The 19,300-nt window shown below is 38.3% G+C and carries 19 protein-coding genes and 1 other annotated feature; of the genes, 6 read left to right on the top strand and 13 right to left on the bottom strand.

What is annotated here, in order from left to right; translation table 11 throughout:
- Positions 1–519 precede the first annotated feature (519 nt).
- From clpB to rluD, 3 genes are all read right to left on the bottom strand, one after another.
- Positions 520–3,093 (bottom strand): ATP-dependent chaperone ClpB, encoded by a 2,574-nt coding sequence (gene clpB, locus QSH13_RS17605; protein ID WP_185901813.1) that lies wholly within the window; start codon positions 3,091–3,093, stop codon positions 520–522.
- A 145-nt stretch (positions 3,094–3,238) separates the two neighbouring features.
- Complete coding sequence (gene yfiH, locus QSH13_RS17600) at positions 3,239–3,970, bottom strand: purine nucleoside phosphorylase YfiH (RefSeq protein WP_286039407.1); 732 nt, start codon at positions 3,968–3,970, stop codon at positions 3,239–3,241.
- Complete coding sequence (gene rluD / locus QSH13_RS17595; RefSeq protein ID WP_109396304.1) at positions 3,971–4,948, bottom strand: 23S rRNA pseudouridine(1911/1915/1917) synthase RluD; 978 nt, start codon at positions 4,946–4,948, stop codon at positions 3,971–3,973.
- 135 nt (positions 4,949–5,083) lie between these two features.
- Between rluD and bamD the strand changes: the two genes are divergently transcribed.
- The 3 genes from bamD (at position 5,084) to pheA (ending at position 7,890) form a co-directional block, all read left to right on the top strand.
- Entirely contained in the window at positions 5,084–5,818 is a 735-nt protein-coding gene (bamD, locus tag QSH13_RS17590) for an outer membrane protein assembly factor BamD (RefSeq protein WP_109407212.1), read from the top strand.
- A gap of 271 nt (positions 5,819–6,089) precedes the next feature.
- Positions 6,090–6,425 (top strand): ribosome-associated translation inhibitor RaiA, encoded by a 336-nt coding sequence (raiA, locus tag QSH13_RS17585; RefSeq protein WP_109396306.1) that lies wholly within the window; start codon positions 6,090–6,092, stop codon positions 6,423–6,425.
- Between the two features lie 156 nt (positions 6,426–6,581).
- Positions 6,582–6,697, top strand: a sequence feature (Phe leader region).
- A gap of 35 nt (positions 6,698–6,732) precedes the next feature.
- Positions 6,733–7,890: a bifunctional chorismate mutase/prephenate dehydratase gene (gene pheA / locus QSH13_RS17580; RefSeq protein WP_109396307.1), complete on the top strand. Its 1,158-nt coding sequence runs from the start codon at positions 6,733–6,735 to the stop codon at positions 7,888–7,890.
- Positions 7,891–7,962: 72 nt separating this feature from the next.
- Here the strand turns inward: pheA and QSH13_RS17575 are convergent, their stop codons facing one another.
- Positions 7,963–9,303: an anaerobic C4-dicarboxylate transporter gene (locus QSH13_RS17575; RefSeq protein ID WP_286039408.1), complete on the bottom strand. Its 1,341-nt coding sequence runs from the start codon at positions 9,301–9,303 to the stop codon at positions 7,963–7,965.
- 291 nt (positions 9,304–9,594) lie between these two features.
- Between QSH13_RS17575 and QSH13_RS17570 the strand changes: the two genes are divergently transcribed.
- Positions 9,595–9,819: a hypothetical protein gene (locus QSH13_RS17570; RefSeq protein ID WP_196544826.1), complete on the top strand. Its 225-nt coding sequence runs from the start codon at positions 9,595–9,597 to the stop codon at positions 9,817–9,819.
- 88 nt (positions 9,820–9,907) lie between these two features.
- Here the strand turns inward: QSH13_RS17570 and tyrA are convergent, their stop codons facing one another.
- The 7 genes from tyrA to ffh form a co-directional block, all read right to left on the bottom strand.
- Positions 9,908–11,032, bottom strand: coding sequence for a bifunctional chorismate mutase/prephenate dehydrogenase (tyrA, locus tag QSH13_RS17565; protein ID WP_185901810.1), 1,125 nt, complete (start codon positions 11,030–11,032; stop codon positions 9,908–9,910).
- 27 nt (positions 11,033–11,059) lie between these two features.
- Positions 11,060–12,154 (bottom strand): 3-deoxy-7-phosphoheptulonate synthase, encoded by a 1,095-nt coding sequence (locus QSH13_RS17560; protein WP_286039409.1) that lies wholly within the window; start codon positions 12,152–12,154, stop codon positions 11,060–11,062.
- A 406-nt stretch (positions 12,155–12,560) separates the two neighbouring features.
- Positions 12,561–12,914, bottom strand: a complete 354-nt coding sequence (rplS, locus tag QSH13_RS17555; RefSeq protein ID WP_006534749.1) for a 50S ribosomal protein L19 — start codon at positions 12,912–12,914, stop codon at positions 12,561–12,563.
- A gap of 52 nt (positions 12,915–12,966) precedes the next feature.
- Positions 12,967–13,719: a tRNA (guanosine(37)-N1)-methyltransferase TrmD gene (gene trmD, locus QSH13_RS17550; RefSeq protein ID WP_006534750.1), complete on the bottom strand. Its 753-nt coding sequence runs from the start codon at positions 13,717–13,719 to the stop codon at positions 12,967–12,969.
- Positions 13,720–13,757: 38 nt separating this feature from the next.
- Positions 13,758–14,303 carry a ribosome maturation factor RimM gene (gene rimM / locus QSH13_RS17545; RefSeq protein ID WP_196544824.1) on the bottom strand — a complete coding sequence of 182 codons (546 nt, stop codon included), beginning with the start codon at positions 14,301–14,303 and terminating at the stop codon, positions 13,758–13,760.
- An 18-nt stretch (positions 14,304–14,321) separates the two neighbouring features.
- A complete protein-coding gene (gene rpsP, locus QSH13_RS17540) occupies positions 14,322–14,570 on the bottom strand; it encodes a 30S ribosomal protein S16 (RefSeq protein ID WP_004244772.1) in 249 nt (82 codons plus the stop codon).
- Between the two features lie 137 nt (positions 14,571–14,707).
- Complete coding sequence (gene ffh / locus QSH13_RS17535; RefSeq protein WP_109396311.1) at positions 14,708–16,069, bottom strand: signal recognition particle protein; 1,362 nt, start codon at positions 16,067–16,069, stop codon at positions 14,708–14,710.
- Positions 16,070–16,242: 173 nt separating this feature from the next.
- On the opposite strand from ffh, the gene QSH13_RS17530 reads away from it, so the two are divergent.
- Both QSH13_RS17530 and QSH13_RS17525 read left to right on the top strand, forming a co-directional pair.
- Positions 16,243–17,043, top strand: a complete 801-nt coding sequence (locus tag QSH13_RS17530) for a cytochrome C assembly family protein (protein ID WP_196544822.1) — start codon at positions 16,243–16,245, stop codon at positions 17,041–17,043.
- Between the two features lie 34 nt (positions 17,044–17,077).
- The gene (locus QSH13_RS17525; RefSeq protein WP_072063506.1) at positions 17,078–18,352 is read left to right on the top strand and encodes an HlyC/CorC family transporter; all 1,275 of its coding nucleotides are present in this window, start codon (positions 17,078–17,080) and stop codon (positions 18,350–18,352) included.
- Between the two features lie 42 nt (positions 18,353–18,394).
- Here the strand turns inward: QSH13_RS17525 and QSH13_RS17520 are convergent, their stop codons facing one another.
- Both QSH13_RS17520 and QSH13_RS17515 read right to left on the bottom strand, forming a co-directional pair.
- Complete coding sequence (locus QSH13_RS17520; protein ID WP_109407215.1) at positions 18,395–18,994, bottom strand: hypothetical protein; 600 nt, start codon at positions 18,992–18,994, stop codon at positions 18,395–18,397.
- Positions 18,995–19,117: 123 nt separating this feature from the next.
- A partial coding sequence (locus tag QSH13_RS17515) for a transposase (protein ID WP_286039410.1) occupies positions 19,118–19,300 on the bottom strand: 183 nt, incomplete at its 5' end.

Below are 19,300 nucleotides of genomic sequence, written 5' to 3'. Positions count from 1 at the left end.
TGTTGTTCACTCTTCAAGACTTGATACATCTAATATTTTAGAAGATATCGTCTCTGCGAGTGCCCACACAGATTGTCTGATAATTTGTTAAAGAGCAGTGCAACATTCGCTGCCGTTTCCGGTCTTCCGCGCTGTTGCGAGGAGGCGTATATTACGTTATTCCTCTGAAGAGTCAAGAGTTTTTTCAAACTTTTTTCTTTTCTCTTCACCGTCCTGCGTGGCTTGTTGTTTGCTCATCGCCGGTCAGTGGATGCGCATTATAGGGAGATCTCGAATTAGCGCAAGTGTTATTTTAAAAAAATTTACCAAGCGAATACTTTATAATCAAACGCCCTATGAAAGTATAAATAATAGACACCAATTGTTCAAAAAAGTTTCAATTTTATCTGTGATTCTTAGCGATTTAACGGTTAAACCTTTATTTATATATTAAGTGCATAAAAAAAGAGGCTTATATAAGCCTCTTTTTCAGTTTCACGACATCTCTTATTTATCATAATAAATAGAGAAGATACTCTATTACTGTTTTGCAATTATCTTATTGTTATCCAAATCTAAGATAATCTCTTTACCTGGTAATAATTTACCAGACAAAATGTCTTGAGCTAATGGGTTTTCAACCTCTTGCTGGATAGCCCGTTTCAATGGACGAGCACCATAAATTGGATCGAATCCAACTTCGCTCAATTTCTCTAATGCAGCCCCAGTAATAGTAACGTGATAACCACGCTCTTCTAAACGCTGGTATAAACGACGCAACTGAATTTGTGCAATCGCTGCAATGTTTTCTTTACCTAATGGATGGAATACGACCACTTCATCAATACGGTTGATAAACTCTGGTCTGAAATGATGGCCAACAACATCCATCACAATATTTTTCATTTCAGGATAATCAATTGTCCCGAAACGTTCTTGAATTAAATCAGACCCTAAGTTAGATGTCATAATGACAACTGTATTACGAAAATCGACTGTTCTACCTTGCCCATCTGTTAAACGACCATCATCCAATACTTGCAATAAGATATTGAATACATCTGGATGCGCTTTTTCAACTTCATCTAATAAGATGACTGAATAAGGGCGACGGCGAACTGCCTCTGTTAAATACCCACCTTCTTCGTAACCAACATATCCTGGAGGCGCCCCCACTAAACGAGAAACGGAGTGTTTTTCCATAAATTCAGACATATCGATACGAACCATTGCATCATCACTATCAAACAAGAAGTTCGCTAATGCTTTACACAACTCAGTCTTACCAACCCCTGTCGGCCCCAAAAATAAGAACGAACCAATTGGGCGATTAGGATCAGATAATCCGGCACGGCTACGACGAATAGCATTAGATACTGCACTTACAGCCTCTGCCTGACCAATAACACGTCTATGTAGCTCTTGTTCCATTCTTAACAGTTTTTCACGTTCCCCTTCTAGCATTCTAGATACAGGAATACCTGTCCAACGCGCTAAGATTTCAGCAATTTCAGCATCAGTAACTTTATTACGTAACAGCTTCATATGCTTATCTTCAGCTTTATTAGCTTCAGCAAGCTGTTTTTCTAGTGTCGGAATTTGTCCATATTGGATCTCTGACATTTTTGCCAAGTCACCACTACGGCGAGCTTGCTCTAATGCTATACGGGCCTGCTCTAATTCCGATTTGATATGCTGAGTACCAGTAAGCTCTGCTTTTTCTGCTTTCCACTCTTCTTCTAAAACAGAATACTCTTTCTCTTTTTCAGCAAGTTCTTCATTTAGCATCTCTAAACGTTTTTTACTTGCCTCATCAGACTCTTTTTGTAGTGCTTGTTGTTCAAGTTTAAGCTGAATGATACGTCTATCAAGTCTATCTAGTGCTTCTGGTTTTGAATCCATCTGCATACGTAGGCTTGCACCTGCTTCATCAATTAAATCAATCGCTTTATCTGGCAACATACGGTCAGAAATATAGCGATGAGATAAAGTCGCTGCAGCAACAATCGCAGGGTCCGTAATTTGAACATGATGATGAAGTTCATAACGTTCTTTTAGACCACGTAAAATGGCGATAGTATCTTCAACTGTAGGCTCAGCTACATATACTTTTTGGAAACGGCGCTCTAATGCAGCATCTTTTTCAATATATTGACGATATTCGTCAAGTGTTGTTGCACCCACACAGTGTAATTCACCACGAGCTAATGCAGGCTTTAACATATTCCCCGCATCCATAGCACCGTCTGCTTTACCTGCGCCAACCATCGTATGTAATTCATCAATAAACAGAATGACACTGCCTTCCTGTTTAGATAAATCATTTAAAACCGCTTTTAAACGTTCTTCAAATTCACCACGATATTTAGCACCTGCTAACAACGAGCCCATATCTAAAGAAAGTACGCGCTTATTCTTTAAACCTTCTGGGACTTCACCATTAACTATACGTTGAGCCAAACCTTCAACAATCGCTGTTTTACCTACACCCGGTTCACCAATAAGCACAGGGTTGTTTTTAGTACGACGTTGTAAAACTTGAATAGTTCTTCTTATTTCTTCATCACGGCCAATAACAGGATCGAGTTTGCCTTGTTCTGCTCTTTCCGTTAAATCCACAGTATATTTTTTCAATGCCTGACGTTGGTCTTCTGCATTTTGATCGTTCACTGTTTCTCCACCACGTATTTTTTCAATCGCTATCTCAAGACTCGCTTTATTCGCTCCGGCTGCTTTTAGCATATCAGCAACTTGACCACCGGTTTCCATGGCAGCTAAAAGAAAGAGCTCTGACGAAATAAATTCGTCACCTTTTTTCTGTGCCAATTTATCGCACAAATTAAGGTGCTTAATTAAATCATTTGAGGGATGAACTTCTCCACCAGCACCTTCGACTTTAGGTAATCGAGACAAAGCATCATTAATTCGCTCATTAAATTGCGATGCATTAACACCTACAGATGTTAATAAAGGGCGAATTGAGCCACCTTGTTGATTAAATAACGCACTCAGTAAATGTATGGGTTCTATAAATTGATTATCGTTCCCAAGTGCCAATGACTGGGCGTCTGCGAGAGCTTGCTGGAATTTGTTGGTTAATTTATCCAGACGCATAACACCTCCAAGTAAAATTTAAAGTAAAATTCGTAACTGGAGAATAGATGAGGTCATTTTGACAATATTCAAGCTCAAAATAAAAATTTTGAGCAAAAATATTCATCAATATTTGAGATAAGTGAGAAAAACGTTGCGAGGAAGTTTATTTAATCCAGATTAATGATGCCATTCGCCCTGTTACATGCTCTCGTCTATAAGAAAAAAAGCGCGATGGATCTGTTACAGTACAAAAATCGCCACCATAAATCTGAGTTACTCCACTTTCCTGTAAGATTATTCTCGCTAACATATAAATATTAGCTAAGTATTTACCATTGTGGGGAATAAATGCAGATTCAAAGGCAATATTTTTTTCTATAAACGCCAAACGGACTTCAGAGCCTACCTCAAAAGCAGTTGACCCAATTGCTGGTCCTAACCATGCCATAATTTGATCTTTAGGCGCTTTAAACTGCGCCAGTGTATTTTGTAATACACCATGGCAAAGCCCTCGCCATCCACCATGAGCTGCGCCAACTTCTGTTCCATCAAGAGTTGTAAAAAGGACGGGCAAACAATCTGCCGTCATAATTGCACAAACTTTTTTCACAGTTGAGGTGTAAAGGGCATCACCTTGTACTTCATTATTTGTCTCAGCATTTAGCGTAACAACATGGGTACCATGAACTTGTTCAAGCCATAGTGGCATTTCAGGCAATTGAGCTTGCTGACAAAGTCTGCGTCTATTTTCTTCAACATCAGATAATTTATCACCAACATGAGTACCTAGATTGAGGCTATTATAAGGTGACTGACTAATCCCTCCCACTCTCAAGGTACTGCAAGACCCAATATTTTCAGGTTGTGGCCAATCTGGAAAAATCAATGAAGTCATTTACCAATCCATTTCATCTTTAAACTGTTCAACGTCAGCTTTTAGCACATCGATAAGCTTAACCATATCATCAGGTAAAGGGGCATGCCATTCCATTTCAATACCTGTTATTGGATGATAAAGACGTAGCATCGTTGCATGCAAAGCTTGTCTATCAAATAAGCGTAACGTTTCTCGCAATTCATCTGACGCCCCTTTTAAAGGACGAGGTCTTCCTGCATAAAGCTGATCACCGATTAAAGCATGGTGAATATGTGCCATATGAACACGAATTTGGTGAGTACGACCAGTTTCTAAACGTAAGCGCAAACGTGTATGAGCACGGAAATGCTCCATAACACGATAATGTGTTACTGCGGGTTTACCCATTGGGTGCACAGCCATATGTGTACGTTTAGTTGGATGTCGTGAAATAGGTTCATTCACTAATCCTCCCGCTGTCATTCTTCCTGTTGCAACGGCTTCGTACTCACGTGTAATTTCACGACGTTGTAAAGCTTCGACTAAATGCGTTTGAGCAGGAACTGTTTTTGCAACAACCATTAGACCTGTTGTATCTTTATCCAATCGATGGACAATACCTGCACGAGGAACGTTAGCAATCTCTGGATAGCGATAAAGTAATGCGTTTAATACGGTGCCATCAGGATTACCAGCACCAGGATGTACAACGAGATCTCTTGGCTTATTGATAACTAAAATATCATCATCTTCATAGACGATATTTAACGGAATATTCTGAGGCTCCCAGCGAACATCCTCTTCAATTAAGGCATCGACTTCAATTTTTTCACCGCCAAGCATTTTTTCTTTTGGCTTATTGATGATTTTATCGTTAACCTGCACTCTATTGTCTAAGATCCACTCTTTTATACGAGATCTTGAATAATCAGGGAACATTTCGGCCAAAGCCTGATCTAAGCGTTGACCCAGCTGTGAATCTGCGACTGTAGCATTAAGTCGTATTTGTTGAGACATAAATAATTTTCTATTGATTAAGTTAGTGTTTTGACGGCACAGCCGTTTCATTTAAAATGAGTTATAGTGTAACCGATTTCAGGGGAGCTTCACGGAGAGACTCCCCAAACCTATTCAGAGGATAATCAATACGTGATGAGACGCATTAAATACCTAGTGGCAGCGGCCACTGTAAGCCTGTTACTTGCTGGCTGTTCGAGTTCAGACAAAGACGCTACTGCCGATATGTCGCCTTCTGAGCTTTACTCAACCAGTCAGGAAAAATTGCTAGATGGCAATTATGGAGCGGCTATCAAACAATTAGAGTCTCTCGATAATCGCTATCCTTTTGGCCCTTACTCGCAACAAGTTCAACTCGATCTGATTTATGCTTATTATAAATCAGCGGAACTACCGATGGCGATTTCAGCAATCGACCGTTTTATGCGATTAAACCCAACCCATCCTAATATCGACTATGTTCTTTATATGCGTGGCTTAACAGCTCAGGCATTAGATGATAGTGCATTACAAGGGTTCTTTGGTATTGATCGTTCAGACCGTGATCCTCAACATGCAATTGTTGCATTCAAAGATTTTAGTCAATTAGTTCGTTACTATCCAGACAGCCTTTATGCCGCTGATGCAACTAAACGTCTCATCTTTCTTAAAAATCGTTTAGCGAAGTATGAACTTTCTGTTGCGAAATTCTATACTAAACGAGGGGCTTATGTCGCGGTTATTAATAGAGTCGAGCAAATGATGCGTGATTATCCTGATACACAAGCCACTCGCGACGCGCTTGTCTATATGGAAAACGCTTATAAAGAGTTAGGACTGACACAAGAAGCAGAAAAAGTCGCTTCATTGATTGCAGCTAATCCTGCCTAATTAAAGCCTCACTATCAAAAACAGCAGCTTATCGCTGCTGTTTTTTTATTCTTTTCTAGCTAAATTGTCTTTACTTTTCATCAGCCCAACCTTCCTAATATGACCGAATAAATACAACTTAACAAGCGGTCTTTTTCAGCTATTTATCATTTGTCACGTTTTTATTACTAGTTACACATACATCTAACAAAAGGTGATTTTGATCATGTTTTAAATTGTGTATCACGATATTCTGAATTTATCGAAGATGGAGTAATAAAGAGGTAACTATATGATTATAAATATTACTAGCAAACAAATGGAAATTACCCCAGCACTACGAGAACACATTGAAAGCCGTTTAACTAAACTCAATAAATGGCAGGTAAATTTAATCAATCCTCATATTATTCTTACGAAAGATCCTAAGGGTTTTAGTGTTGATGCCAGCATTCATACACCAAATGGGCAATTGGTCGCTAATGCACAACACACCGATATGTATGTTGCAATTAATGACTTACTCGCAAAACTTGAACGTCAATTAAACAAAGTTCAGCATAAAAACGAATCTCGCCGGGCTAATAACAGCCTGAAAGAAGAGAATTTACTTGTCGATGAAATGTAAATAGTAAAGCAAGATTAAAAATTAGAATAAATCACTGACTCAAAACGCCTCTGCGCACCCTAGTGGTGCGCTTTTTATTGTATTTGTTCTTGACTCCTTTCACATCATCATGTTTGATAGCTATATGTTAAATAATTTACCAATCAATATAATGAACAAACATTCACATTTGCCTTTCTTCTTTTTCTTTCTGCTCTTTCATTAAGAGGCTTTGTCATTTCAGAAAGAAAAATAAGAACGACAATAGCCTCCAATTTGGAGGCTTTTTTATTTATGATGGCATGACATAACGGTATAGGGCTTAAACATGGAAAAACTCGATTTATTAGCAATCAGAGATAAAATTACAACGTTAGATTCAGAATTACTCACGTTGTTAGCAAACAGACGCCAATTATCTGCTGATGTTGCTCAATTTAAATTGAATACACATCGCCCTATTAGAGATAAAAATCGTGAGCGTGAATTACTTGATTTACTAATTGAGAAAGGAAAAAACGTTGGGCTAGATGGTTTTTATATTAGTCGTATTTTTCAAATGATCATTGAAGACTCAGTACTAACGCAACAAGCCATTCTACAACAACATCTTAATGCAACACCCAATGAGTCAGCCAGAATTGCTTATTTAGGGCCTAAAGGCTCTTATTCACATATTGCTGCTCGTCAATATGCAGCTCGCCATTTTGATACCTTCGTTGATTGCACTTGTCAGAAATTTGACGACATTTTTACGCTTGTCGATACAGGCCAAGCGGATTACGGTTTGCTACCAATTGAAAATACCAGTTCGGGTGCAATTAATGATGTTTACGATTTACTGCAAACAACATCAATCTCTATTGTCGGAGAAATTCGTATCCCGATTAATCATGCACTTTTGACAAGTGTGGATAGTAGCCCAGAAGAGTTACAAACTATTTATAGTCACCCTCAACCCTTCCAACAATGCAGCCATTACTTAAATCAGTATCCAAACTGGAAAATTGAATATTGCGAAAGTACAGCTGCGGCAATGGAAAAAGTGGCTCTATCACAATCACCACATGTTGCGGCTATTGGTAGTGAAGCGGGTGGCTCTCTTTATGGTTTAAAACCCTTAGCTAATAATCTAGCAAACCAGCAAATAAACGTAACACGCTTTATTGTTATTGCACGAAAAGCCATTGATGTTTCAGAGCAAGTACCTGCTAAAACAACCTTCTTAATGGCAACAGGGCAACAAGCAGGTGCATTAGTTGATGCATTAATGATTTTAAAAAAATACGATATTATTATGACAAAACTCGAGTCTCGTCCTATTAATGGCACACCTTGGGAAGAGATGTTTTATATTGATGTTCAAGCAAATCTACGTGATATCAATATGCAAAAAGCCTTACATGATTTATCACAAACAACGCGCTCATTAAAAATACTAGGCTGTTACCCTTCAGAAAATGTTGTTCCTGTTGAAGTAAAATAACCACGATTAAAGATAAAAGCCAGATAGCATATAACTATCTGGCTTTTCTTTTTTATTCTTATTTTAAATTAATTATAAGAAACCATACATCGCAGCAAATACCCAACCAAAGACACAGGAAACTGTTACGCCAATTAATCCTGGTAGAATAAAACTGTGGTTAATAACAAAACGCCCTATTCGGGTTGTACCAGAACGGTCAAATTGAATTGCAGCTAAGTCACTAGGATAAGTTGGTAGAATATAATAACCATAACAAGCGGGTGCTGATGCAATAATATAAGCAGGATCAACACCAATACCCAGTGCTAAAGGAACAATTGCGGCTAAAGCGGCTGCTTGAGAGTTAACAAACTTAGATACCAATAATAAGACAATCGCATAAGCCCAAGGATATTCTCGTACTAATTGCCCCAATGCTGCTTCTATTTCTTTCATATGTGCAGAGAACATAGTTTCTGCCATCCAAGCAATACCATACACGGCAACAATTGCTATCATCCCTGAACGGAATACTTCATTTTTAGAAATAAGAGAAGGGTTGGTTTTACAGATAATAATAATTGAGGCACCAGCTAATAACATAAACATCTGAATAACAAGCACCATAGATAATGGTTTGCCATTAAATATAGGACGTATTTCAGAGAAAGCACCTAATATTGCAACAACAGCAATCGCACCTAAGAAAATCCACATCGCTACCCAGTTTTTCATAGGGAGCTTTTTGTCTAGAAGTGTCGCTGTATCTCCATAAACATAATCATGGTTTTCAGGAATTGAAACAAACTCTTGGAAACGTTGGTCTTTATCTAAATCTTTTCCTCTAAACCAGCTAAAGATACCAATAGCTAAAATACCGATAAAAGTAGAAGGAATAGTAATTGCTAATAAATCTAAAAACTCAAGGTGTTTACCATTAAACGTTACATCACCGAGCATTGCGACTAATGTAACAACGGCAACGGAAACTGGGCTGGCAATAATCCCCATTTGAGAGCCGATTGTACTTGCCGCCATGGGTCTTTCAGGGCGAATATTATTTTTAATCGACACATCATAGATAATTGGCAATATGGTATAAACCACGTGTCCAGTACCACATAATATTGTAAGAGTACAAGTTACAAGTGGGGCAACAATAGAAATATATTTGGGATTTTTACGTAATAATTTTTCAGCTATTTGCAACATCACATCTAATCCACCAGATGCTTGTAATGTTGCTGATGCAGAAACCACGGCAATAATAACTAACATTACATCAACAGGTGGTTTTCCCGGAGGAAGATTAAAAACAAAAACTAAAATAACTAGACCAACACCACCTAATAGACCTAATGCAATTCCGCCTTTCCTAGCTCCATAAAATAGACATACTAATATAATGGCGAGTTGTATTAAAAAATCCATAAATTACCCCTTGAAAAACACGTCGGAATATAAATAAAAAATAATACAATTGAATTTTTAGTGCTTCTTGCAAAAAAAAAGAGTCTATGAAATATAATTTACGATAACTGTTATAAGCATTTTTTTGATCACTGTTATAGTTTTCATAATACCTTTCAATTTCATTCAGTTTTAAGATCTCATCAACAAATAACTTTTAATAAAGAGACAATATTGAACATTAATTATTATTTAATTAAACCCAGTAATAACAATTACACAACAATTAATGTAAAGCAGATTAGTTGATTGATGGGAATAGATATTTATCTGATTATTTTTAAATATATTGATGTTTTTACTTCCATTTTAAATAAAAAAACAGTAATGCTCTTATTTTTATTTACTAGTTATGTAAGCGCTCATATTGGTGAGGATATAAAAGAAAATAAATCATCAATGAGTAAATATTCTCAAAATAATAGCGATACCGCTGTTCCTAACGCTTGTGTTTCGCCACCTTGTAATGATGAATAGTGATAGGTTGAACATGGAATAATTAATAAAATAAAAAGGCCGAGCAATGTATTTTATTGCTCAGCCTTTTATATAACAAATAATTTAACTAGATTCGGCTATCATTTGCTTTTTGTAATAATACACCACTCTCTTTCATAAATTGAGAAGCATAATCACCAAACCAATCACTCACGTTATTAAATGAATGGACAAACTCACTCTTTGCATTTATATCTAATAAATCGATAGCTTGACCTAATGACTGATGATATCTACGAATTAGTTCAATATTCTCTTTCGATGACAAAATAATATCAGCATAAAGTTGTGGATCCTGAGCAAATAAGCGCCCTATCATTGCCAATTCTAATCGGTAAATAGGAGATGAAAGTCGCAGTAAACTGGCAAGATCAACTTTTTCTTTTGCTAAATGCTGACCGTAAGCAAAGGTTGTAAAATGTCGAAGTGCTTGAATAAAACTCATGTTTTTATCATGTTCTTCTGGCGTAATTGCCTCAATTTTTGCTCCCCATACCATTAACTGCTCTAACAACCAATCAAATGCAGTGTGGTTTCGCCCTTCACAGTACGCCACAACCTGTTTTGCTAAGCTAGGTACATCAGGACCAAACATTGGATGAAGACCTAAAACTGGCCCACTATGTGCCTTTAACATCGCTTCTAAAGGGGCTTTTTTAATAGAAGCGAGATCTACAAGTAAACAATTTTCAGGTAAAGCTGGAAGTTTCTTAATAACCTCAACAGTTAAATGAATAGGCACACTGATAATTACCATTCCTGCATTGTCAAAAATAGCTGGCGATTTAGTTTGCCATTCATCAGCTTCTAAGCTTTCAACTTGGTAACCAGAGAGTGTAAACAAACGAGAAAATAGTTTACCCATTTTCCCATTTCCACCCACAATAACGATTTTACCCAACTGAGGATTAAGCGTTTTAAATCCTTTATCATTTTCTTTAGTATAGGATTCTCGCATTACTCGACGTAACACATCTTCAATCAAATCTGGGGAAATCCCCATCATTTGTGCATCATTACGACGAGAAGCAAGCATAGCGGCTTCTCTATCAGGTGCATAAATCGGTAAGCCATAACGGTTTTTAACTTCTCCCACTTCAGCTACCAGTTGCATTCTTTTTGCGAGTAAAGAAAGCAGTGATTTATCTACCTGATCAATTTGCTCACGCAAACCTTGTAATTCTTCAGCCATCTATGCTTGCCTCTTTTTTCTTTATGATTAACTAACTTTTTTTAACTGTGCTTCACGCTGAACCAATATCGGGGAAAGTTGAGCATGTAAATTTCTTAACACTGACTCCGTTGTTTCCCAACTAATACATGCATCTGTTACTGAGACACCGTATTTCATTTCACTGCGAGGCTGCTCTGACGATTGATTGCCTTCATTAATATGGCTTTCTAACATAATACCAGTAATAGATTCATTACCTTTAGTGATTTGCTCAATCACTGAATCAACTACCGCCGTTTGACGACGGAAATCTTTATTAGAATTGCCATGGCTACAATCAATCATTAATGATGGTTTTAATCCCGCTTTTGTCATCTGAGCTTCACACTGAGCAACATCTTCTTCATGATAATTTGGTGTTTTCCCACCACGTAAAATTACATGACCATCAGGATTGCCTTGTGTTTGCAATAAGCAAACCTGTCCTGATTGATTAATTCCCATAAATCGATGTGGCATAGAAGCCGCTTTCATCGCATTAATTGCAGTATCTAAATTACCATCTGTTCCATTTTTAAATCCAACTGGCATTGAAAGCCCTGATGCCATTTCACGATGAGTCTGAGATTCTGTTGTTCTGGCACCAATAGCAGACCAACTAAACAAATCACCTAAGTATTGTGGATTGTTAGGATCTAACGCTTCTGTTGCTAAAGGCAGACCTAATTGCACAAGTTCAGTCAGTAGCTTACGGGCAATATGTAACCCTTTTTCCATTTCAAAGCTACCATCCATAAATGGATCACTAATTAAACCTTTCCAACCAACGGTGGTACGAGGTTTTTCAAAGTAGACACGCATCACAATATACAGACTATCACTTAATTCAGACGCTAAGACTTTCAGACGTTTTGCGTAATCTAACGCAACATCAACATCATGAATGGAACAAGGCCCACATACCACGAGTAAGCGAGGGTCACGACGTTGGACAATTTCCGAAATTGTTTGACGCGACTGAGCAATGGCATGCAGATCATTGCGACTCAATGGGTATTTTTGTTTTAACTCTTCTGGAGTAATTAAAACCAGCTCTTCGCTGATATTCACATTATTGAGTGCGTCTTTTTGCATGATCATAATCTTTACCTTTTTATATCTGTCATTGTGATTTTTGTGTGTCTGAAAGATAAGATAACATGCAATGTAAAGAATTCAATCCATATTTTTGACATTTTCGATAAAGTCGTAAATAAATATTTACACTTAAAACAAAAATTAAAAATAAATAATACATAACAACAAGTTATAAAAAACAAACAGAATAAGAATAATGTGATCAAGATTGAACTAAAACACCAATCTGTAATTATATATTTACAGATTATCTTTTAATGAATCTCGATAGAAGAATAATAGATAAGATAGGAATATAGAGGCAACAGAGATGAAAAACTCACAAACAATATTTTCAACATCGGGAGATATAAAAAAGGTCAGCAAATGCTGACCTTTTAACAATAACTTTCGGATGTGCGAAAGCGTATTATTTAGCGTTAAGACGCTCTTTGATACGAGCAGCCTTACCTGAACGCTCACGCAGGTAGTACAGTTTAGCTTGACGAACCGCACCACGACGTTTCACAGTGATGCTATCTACGACTGGAGAGTGAGTTTGGAATACACGCTCAACACCTTCGCCATTAGAAATTTTACGAACAGTGAATGCAGAGTGCAGACCGCGGTTACGAATAGCGATAACCACGCCCTCGAATGCCTGCAGACGTTTTTTAGAACCTTCAACAACCCATACTTTAATTTCTAAAGTATCACCAGGACGGAATGAAGGAACATCTTGCTTCATCTGTTCTTGTTCGATTTGTTTAATAATATTGCTCATAATAATTCTCTTACCCTAGGTAAACTGATATTAATGACATCTTGTGTCAGACTTACTCTGCTGTTCCTGACAGATGTTCCCGTTGGAACTCTGTTAACAGCACTCTTTGCTCGTCAGTCAGAGCTAGGCTTTCCAGAAGCTCAGGTCTTCTTAGCCAGGTTCGACCCAGTGACTGTTTCATGCGCCAGCGATTAATATGAGCATGGTTGCCTGACAGTAAAACTGCCGGAACTTCCATACCATCTAAAACCTCTGGGCGAGTATAGTGAGGATGATCAAGTAAACCTTCAGCAAAAGAATCTTCTTTCGCAGAGGCTGCGTGTCCGAGAACTCCCGGTACAAAGCGCGCTACTGCATCTATCATTATCATGGCAGGTAGTTCCCCACCACTTAATACGTAATCACCAACAGACCACTCTTCATCGATTTCAGTCTGAATGACACGCTCATCTATACCTTCATACCGACCACAAACTAGAATTAACTTCTCATTTGTTGCCAGTTCACAAACTCCTTGTTGATCGAGTTTGCGTCCCTGAGGTGATAAATAAATCACCTTTGCTCCATCACCTGCCGCAGCTTTTGCTTGATGAATAGCCTCCCTTAAAGGTTGAACCATCATCAACATACCGGGACCACCGCCATAAGGACGATCATCAACAGTATTGTGTCTGTCGTATGTAAAATCTCGGGGATTCCAACATTCTACATTAAGCAGACCATGCTTCACTGCCCGACCAGTCACCCCGTACTCGGTTATAGAGCGGAACATTTCTGGAAATAGGCTAATTACCCCAATCCACATTTTAGTGTCCCACTATTGAGAACCGTTAACCGGATAATCTAAAAACCAGGATCCCAATCAACGATAATTTTTTTCGTTGAGAGATCGACTTTCTTGATAACCTGCCCATCAAGAAACGGAACTAACCGTTCCCCGATACCGAACGCATCTTTCAGATTCGCTTTAATCACCATGACATCATTTGAGCCCGTTTCCATCATGTCTGTAACGACACCTAGATCGTAGCCTTTATCCGTTTCTACATGGCAACCCATTAGATCTTTCCAGTAATATTCACCTTCAAGTTCTGGAAGTTGCGAAGCATTCACGACAATTTCAAAATTAGTCAGGAAATTGGCCGCATCTCTGTCATCAATACCTTTTAGCTTGACGATAATATCTTGGTTGTGATGTTTCCAACTTTCAATTTCAATGGTTTCCCACTGTCCATGACGCTGAATAAACCACGGTTGATATTCAAAAATGTTTTCGGCGTGTTCGGTGGAAGAAAAAACTCTGAGCCAACCACGGATCCCGTAAGGTGAGCCCAACTTACCCATAACAATAGGTTCTACAGGCTCTTTTAAGGTTTTTTGTTCGCTCATTGTTACCACCGCGACAGATTAAGCGCTTTTCTTCGCTGATTTGATCAGGCCAGCAACACGTTCTGAAACAGTTGCGCCTTGAGCAACCCAGTGTTCAACACGGTCTACGTCTAAACGTAATTCTTCTGCATTACCGGTTGCCAGTGGGTTATAAAAACCTACACGTTCAATAAAACGACCATCACGCGCATTGCGGCTATCGGTTACTACTACTTGATAAAACGGACGCTTTTTTGCGCCGCCACGAGCTAAACGAATTGTTACCATAACATCCTCATTAGTTAATAAAACAACCAGACGCCATCGAGGAACGGAGTCCGGTTGTCATATAAAAAGCCCGAAAAGTTTACTCACTTTGGCGAAAAAAGCAATCCAAAGCACGTTTTTTTTCCGGCTTTTTGATTTTATCGACCTGGGAATCCAGGTGGCATCATACCTTTCATGCTACGCATCATCTTAGCCATGCCACCTTTTTTCATTTTTTTCATCATACGTTGCATATCATCAAACTGTTTTAATAAACGGTTGACATCTTGCACTTGTGTTCCAGAACCTGTAGCAATACGGCGTTTTCTGGAACCTTTAATGATTTCCGGTTTTTGGCGTTCTTTTTTAGTCATGGAATTAATAATCGCTTCCATTTTCACTAAAATTGAATCATCCATTTGTGATTTCACTGCATCTGGCACCTGAGACATACCCGGCATTTTGCTTAGCATACTTGCCATGCCACCCATGTTCTTCATTTGCTTTAATTGATCTAAGAAATCATTTAAATCAAAGCCATCACCTTTTTTAAGTTTTGTAGCGAGCTTTTCAGCTTGCGCTCTATCAACCTTGCTTTCAATGTCTTCAATTAAAGACAGAACATCACCCATGCCTAAAATGCGAGAGGCAATACGATCCGGGTGAAAAGGTTCTAAGGCTTCTGTTTTTTCCCCAACACCGAGGAATTTAATTGGCTTACCAGTGATATGGCGAATTGATAATGCAGCACCACCACGCGCATCACCGTCAACTTTGGTTAATACAACCCCGGTTAATGGCAATGCTTCATTAAATGCTTTTGCTGTATTTGCCGCATCTTGCCCCGTCATGGCGTCAACAACAAATAGAGTTTCCACCGGATTAATGGCTTTATGGAGAAGTTGGATCTCTTCCATCATACCTTCATCTACGTGTAAACGACCTGCCGTATCCACTAGCAATACATCATAGAATTGAAGTTGCGCATGTTTTAATGCATTACTTGCAATTGTGACTGGATTTTCTTGAACAGTCGAAGGAAAGAAATCAATGCCAACCGTTTCGGCTAACGTTTCAAGCTGTTTAATCGCTGCTGGGCGATAAACGTCAGCAGAAACAACAAGAACTTTTTTCTTCTTTTTCTCTTTTAAGAATTTACCTAATTTTGCGACACTAGTCGTTTTACCGGCACCTTGTAAACCAGCCATTAACACAACAGCAGGCGGTTGTGCTGATAGATCAAGGTCAGTATTCACTTCTCCCATCGCATTGACGAGTTCATTTTGAACAATCTTCACAAACTCCTGACCTGGTGTCAGGCTTTTGTTAACTTCATGCCCTACTGCGCTCTCTTTGACTCGCGCAATAAAATCACGAACCACAGGTAAGGCAACGTCAGCTTCTAATAAAGCCATACGTACTTCACGCAGTGTCTCTTTAATGTTTTCTTCGGTCAGTCTTCCTCGACCGCTTATATTGCGCAATGTGCGCGATAGTCTGTCACTTAAATTCTCAAACATTATCTTAGCTCAGTGTTAAAGTTGGGCTTATCGGTCATGTATGCCACCGATTATATCACGATGACTCGCGGATCTCTGCATAGAGATTTAAGCTTAATGACTTCAATAGTTGGAGCCGTATGCTCCTAGCGCTATACTAGGAAGTTATTCAAACAATATATGTAAGCGAAACTATGCCCGTTATATCAATCTCTATCGTCGCTGTCTGCGCTTATTTACTCAGTCTGGTGATGTTTTTACCTGGTCTGTTACGAAAAGAGCAGAATGGATACCGCGGATTAGCTCTACTATTTGCGGTAATTGCACTTGTTGCACATGCCATTTCATTAAAATTTTTAATTTTCCGTCCTCACAGCGGACAGAATCTTTCACTCACTAATCTAGGTGCAATTGTTAGCCTAATGGTCTGCGTTATCATGACGATTGTGGCTTCTCGTGGCCGAGCATGGTTCTTACTGCCTATTGTTTATTGTTTCTCAATAGTCAATCTTGTTATTGCAGCGCTGATGCCGGGTGAATTTGTTACACATCTTGAAAGTAGCACATCACTCTTTATTCACATTGGATTGGCGCTATTAAGCTATGCAACTCTGTTAATCGCCGCCTTATATGCATTACAACTTAGTTGGCTCGACTATCAACTAAAAAATAAGAAACTAAAATTCTCACCTCAAATGCCACCATTAATGTCAATTGAGCGTAAAATGTTTCATATTACACAAGTGGGTGTGGTATTACTGACACTGACCTTATGTACAGGTTTGGTGTATATGGATAATATTTTTGGTAAAGAAAACATCCATAAATCTATTTTCTCTATCATTGCTTGGTTTGTTTACATCATTTTATTATGGGGACATTTCCGAGAAGGCTGGAGAGGAAAGAAAGTCATTATTTTCAATTTAATTGGTGCTCTTATTTTGACATTAGCTTTTTTTGGTAATCGTTTATTACAAGAGTTAGTACTTAATTAATTTTCTATTTTAGGGTAGCAAAAGGATCTCAATTTTGGAGCATGTGTCGACAACTACGCTCATTATCATACTTGTCTGTATGATTATTGCCTCAGCTTATTTTTCTGGGACTGAAACAAGTATGATGACGATTAATCGCTATCGTCTCCGTCATGCTGCGAAACAAGGAAATCGCTCTGCAAAACGTGTAGAAAAATTATTACAACGTCCTGACAGATTGATTAGTTTAGTATTGATTGGCAATAATCTGATTAATATTGTTGCGTCTGCGCTAGCTACCATTGTCGGTATGCGTTTATATGGTGATGCAGGTGTAGCAATAGCTACGGGTGTGCTGACCTTTATCATCCTTATTTTTGCTGAAGTGCTCCCAAAATCAATCGCGGCACTTTATCCAGAGCGTTTTGCTTATCCAAGCAGTGTCATTCTCTCTCCTTTACAAAAACTGATGCTACCTATTGTTTGGTTTTTTAATAAACTCACATTAATACTAATGCGCATTTTTGGTATCAAATCTCCAGTAATACAAGGGAATGCAGTCTCAAAAGAAGAGTTAAGAACTATTGTTCATGAATCTAAATCAAAACTTTCGCAAAGAAATCAGAATATGTTGCTGTCGATTTTAGATTTAGAAAAAGTGACGATTGGCGATATTATGGTTCCAAGAAATGAAATTTTTGGTATCGATGTCAATGATGAATGGAAATCTATCGTAAGACAGTTAACTCATTCTCCTCACGGTCGAATTGTGCTTTATCGTGATACTCTCGACGATGCGATTGGTATGTTGCGAGTACGAGAAGCTTATCGCTTAATGACCGAGAAAAAAGAATTTACCAAACAAATTCTGATGAAAGCTGCCGATAAAATTTACTTTATTCCGGAAAGCACACCATTAAACCTACAGCTCGTCAATTTCCAACGTAATAATGAAAAAGCAGGGATTGTGGTTGATGAATATGGCGAAATTCAAGGTTTAGTAACCGTTGAAGATATTCTTGAAGAGATTGTTGGTGACTTTACTACTTCGATGTCCCCATCTTTAGCTGAAGAAGTTATTCCTCAAAAAGACGGTTCATTATTAGTTGATGGTACGACAAATATTCGAGATATCAATAAAGCTTTCGGTTGGCATTTACCTGAAGATGAAGCTCGAACGATCAACGGCGTTATTATTGAAGAGTTAGGTGACTTGCCTGTTGTCGGTAATAAAATAACTGTAAGTGACTACGAATTTGAAATACTTGAAGTTCAAGATAATGTCATCAAAAAGGCGTTAATTCGCCATCTTTCAATCCCGCATCATTAGTAAAAAGAAATAAGCGCTTTAAAAGGCGCTTATTTTTGCTGTTTATCCTAACTCAAATCGTAATTTGCTATTACGAAAATCAAACTCTCTGGCAGATTTCATATAGAAAGGCTCTATTGCTTGCTCTTGTATTAGTTTTGCTGGCTTTACTTGTTGATAGTCAGAATAAAAACCATGATTTTTGACCCACATCACTAAGTTTAATGCTGGTTGATAAGAATAATCAGCGCCATACTCTTCACGCCGGCAAATAAAACACGCTGTTTCCCCCTTATTCAAAGTAAGAGAAAGAGACTTACGTGGAAAATTAGTAATAAGCCCTCCCTCATCGTTTATCGCTTCAATATTAAAATGATGAGGTGCTAAACTACGAATATTTTCATATTTTAACTGTGAATTTTCACCGCTATAACTGTTTGTTTTTATTTTATCTTGTTGAAAGTACCAACGATATTGCTCTTCTTCTTTTTCTTTATAAAGATAATCACCATTTATTTTCATTATGGTGTTTGTTTGTGATTTAGTAATTTTGGCAAGTAATTCAGGATTGAGTTCAGACGATAGCAGTAACAAATCAGGCTTGATAACAAGCTCTGGCTGGCACTGAGTGCGTTTAACATACTTTTTGTGGATTTGTTCCAAGTAACGATATTCACGTGCTTTAGAGCGTCCTTGATAGAAAAAAGCATCTTTAGCGAAAAACGCCGTAAACCCTCGCCCAATGCGGGGGGGATATAAGGCGAAAAGCCCGCAGGGCTTTAAAGATCAATCAGGCGTTGACTGACTCTGAACGTAGGCTCTGAACGTTTCAATCGTTGCCACTCCGGTGCTACAGACAAAGTACGATCTCGACCACAAAAGCCCCGTTTTACTTTGCATCCGTAAATGTGTGTTTTGCTGCCGGAGCAGGCGCGACGATACTGATTTCAGATTGTTGACCATCACACT

The sequence above is a fragment of the Proteus faecis genome, from assembly GCF_030286765.1.
Lineage (GTDB): Bacteria > Pseudomonadota > Gammaproteobacteria > Enterobacterales > Enterobacteriaceae > Proteus > Proteus faecis.
Note: the sequence above shows the minus strand (reverse complement) of the source record. Positions and strands in the feature narration are given on the sequence as shown.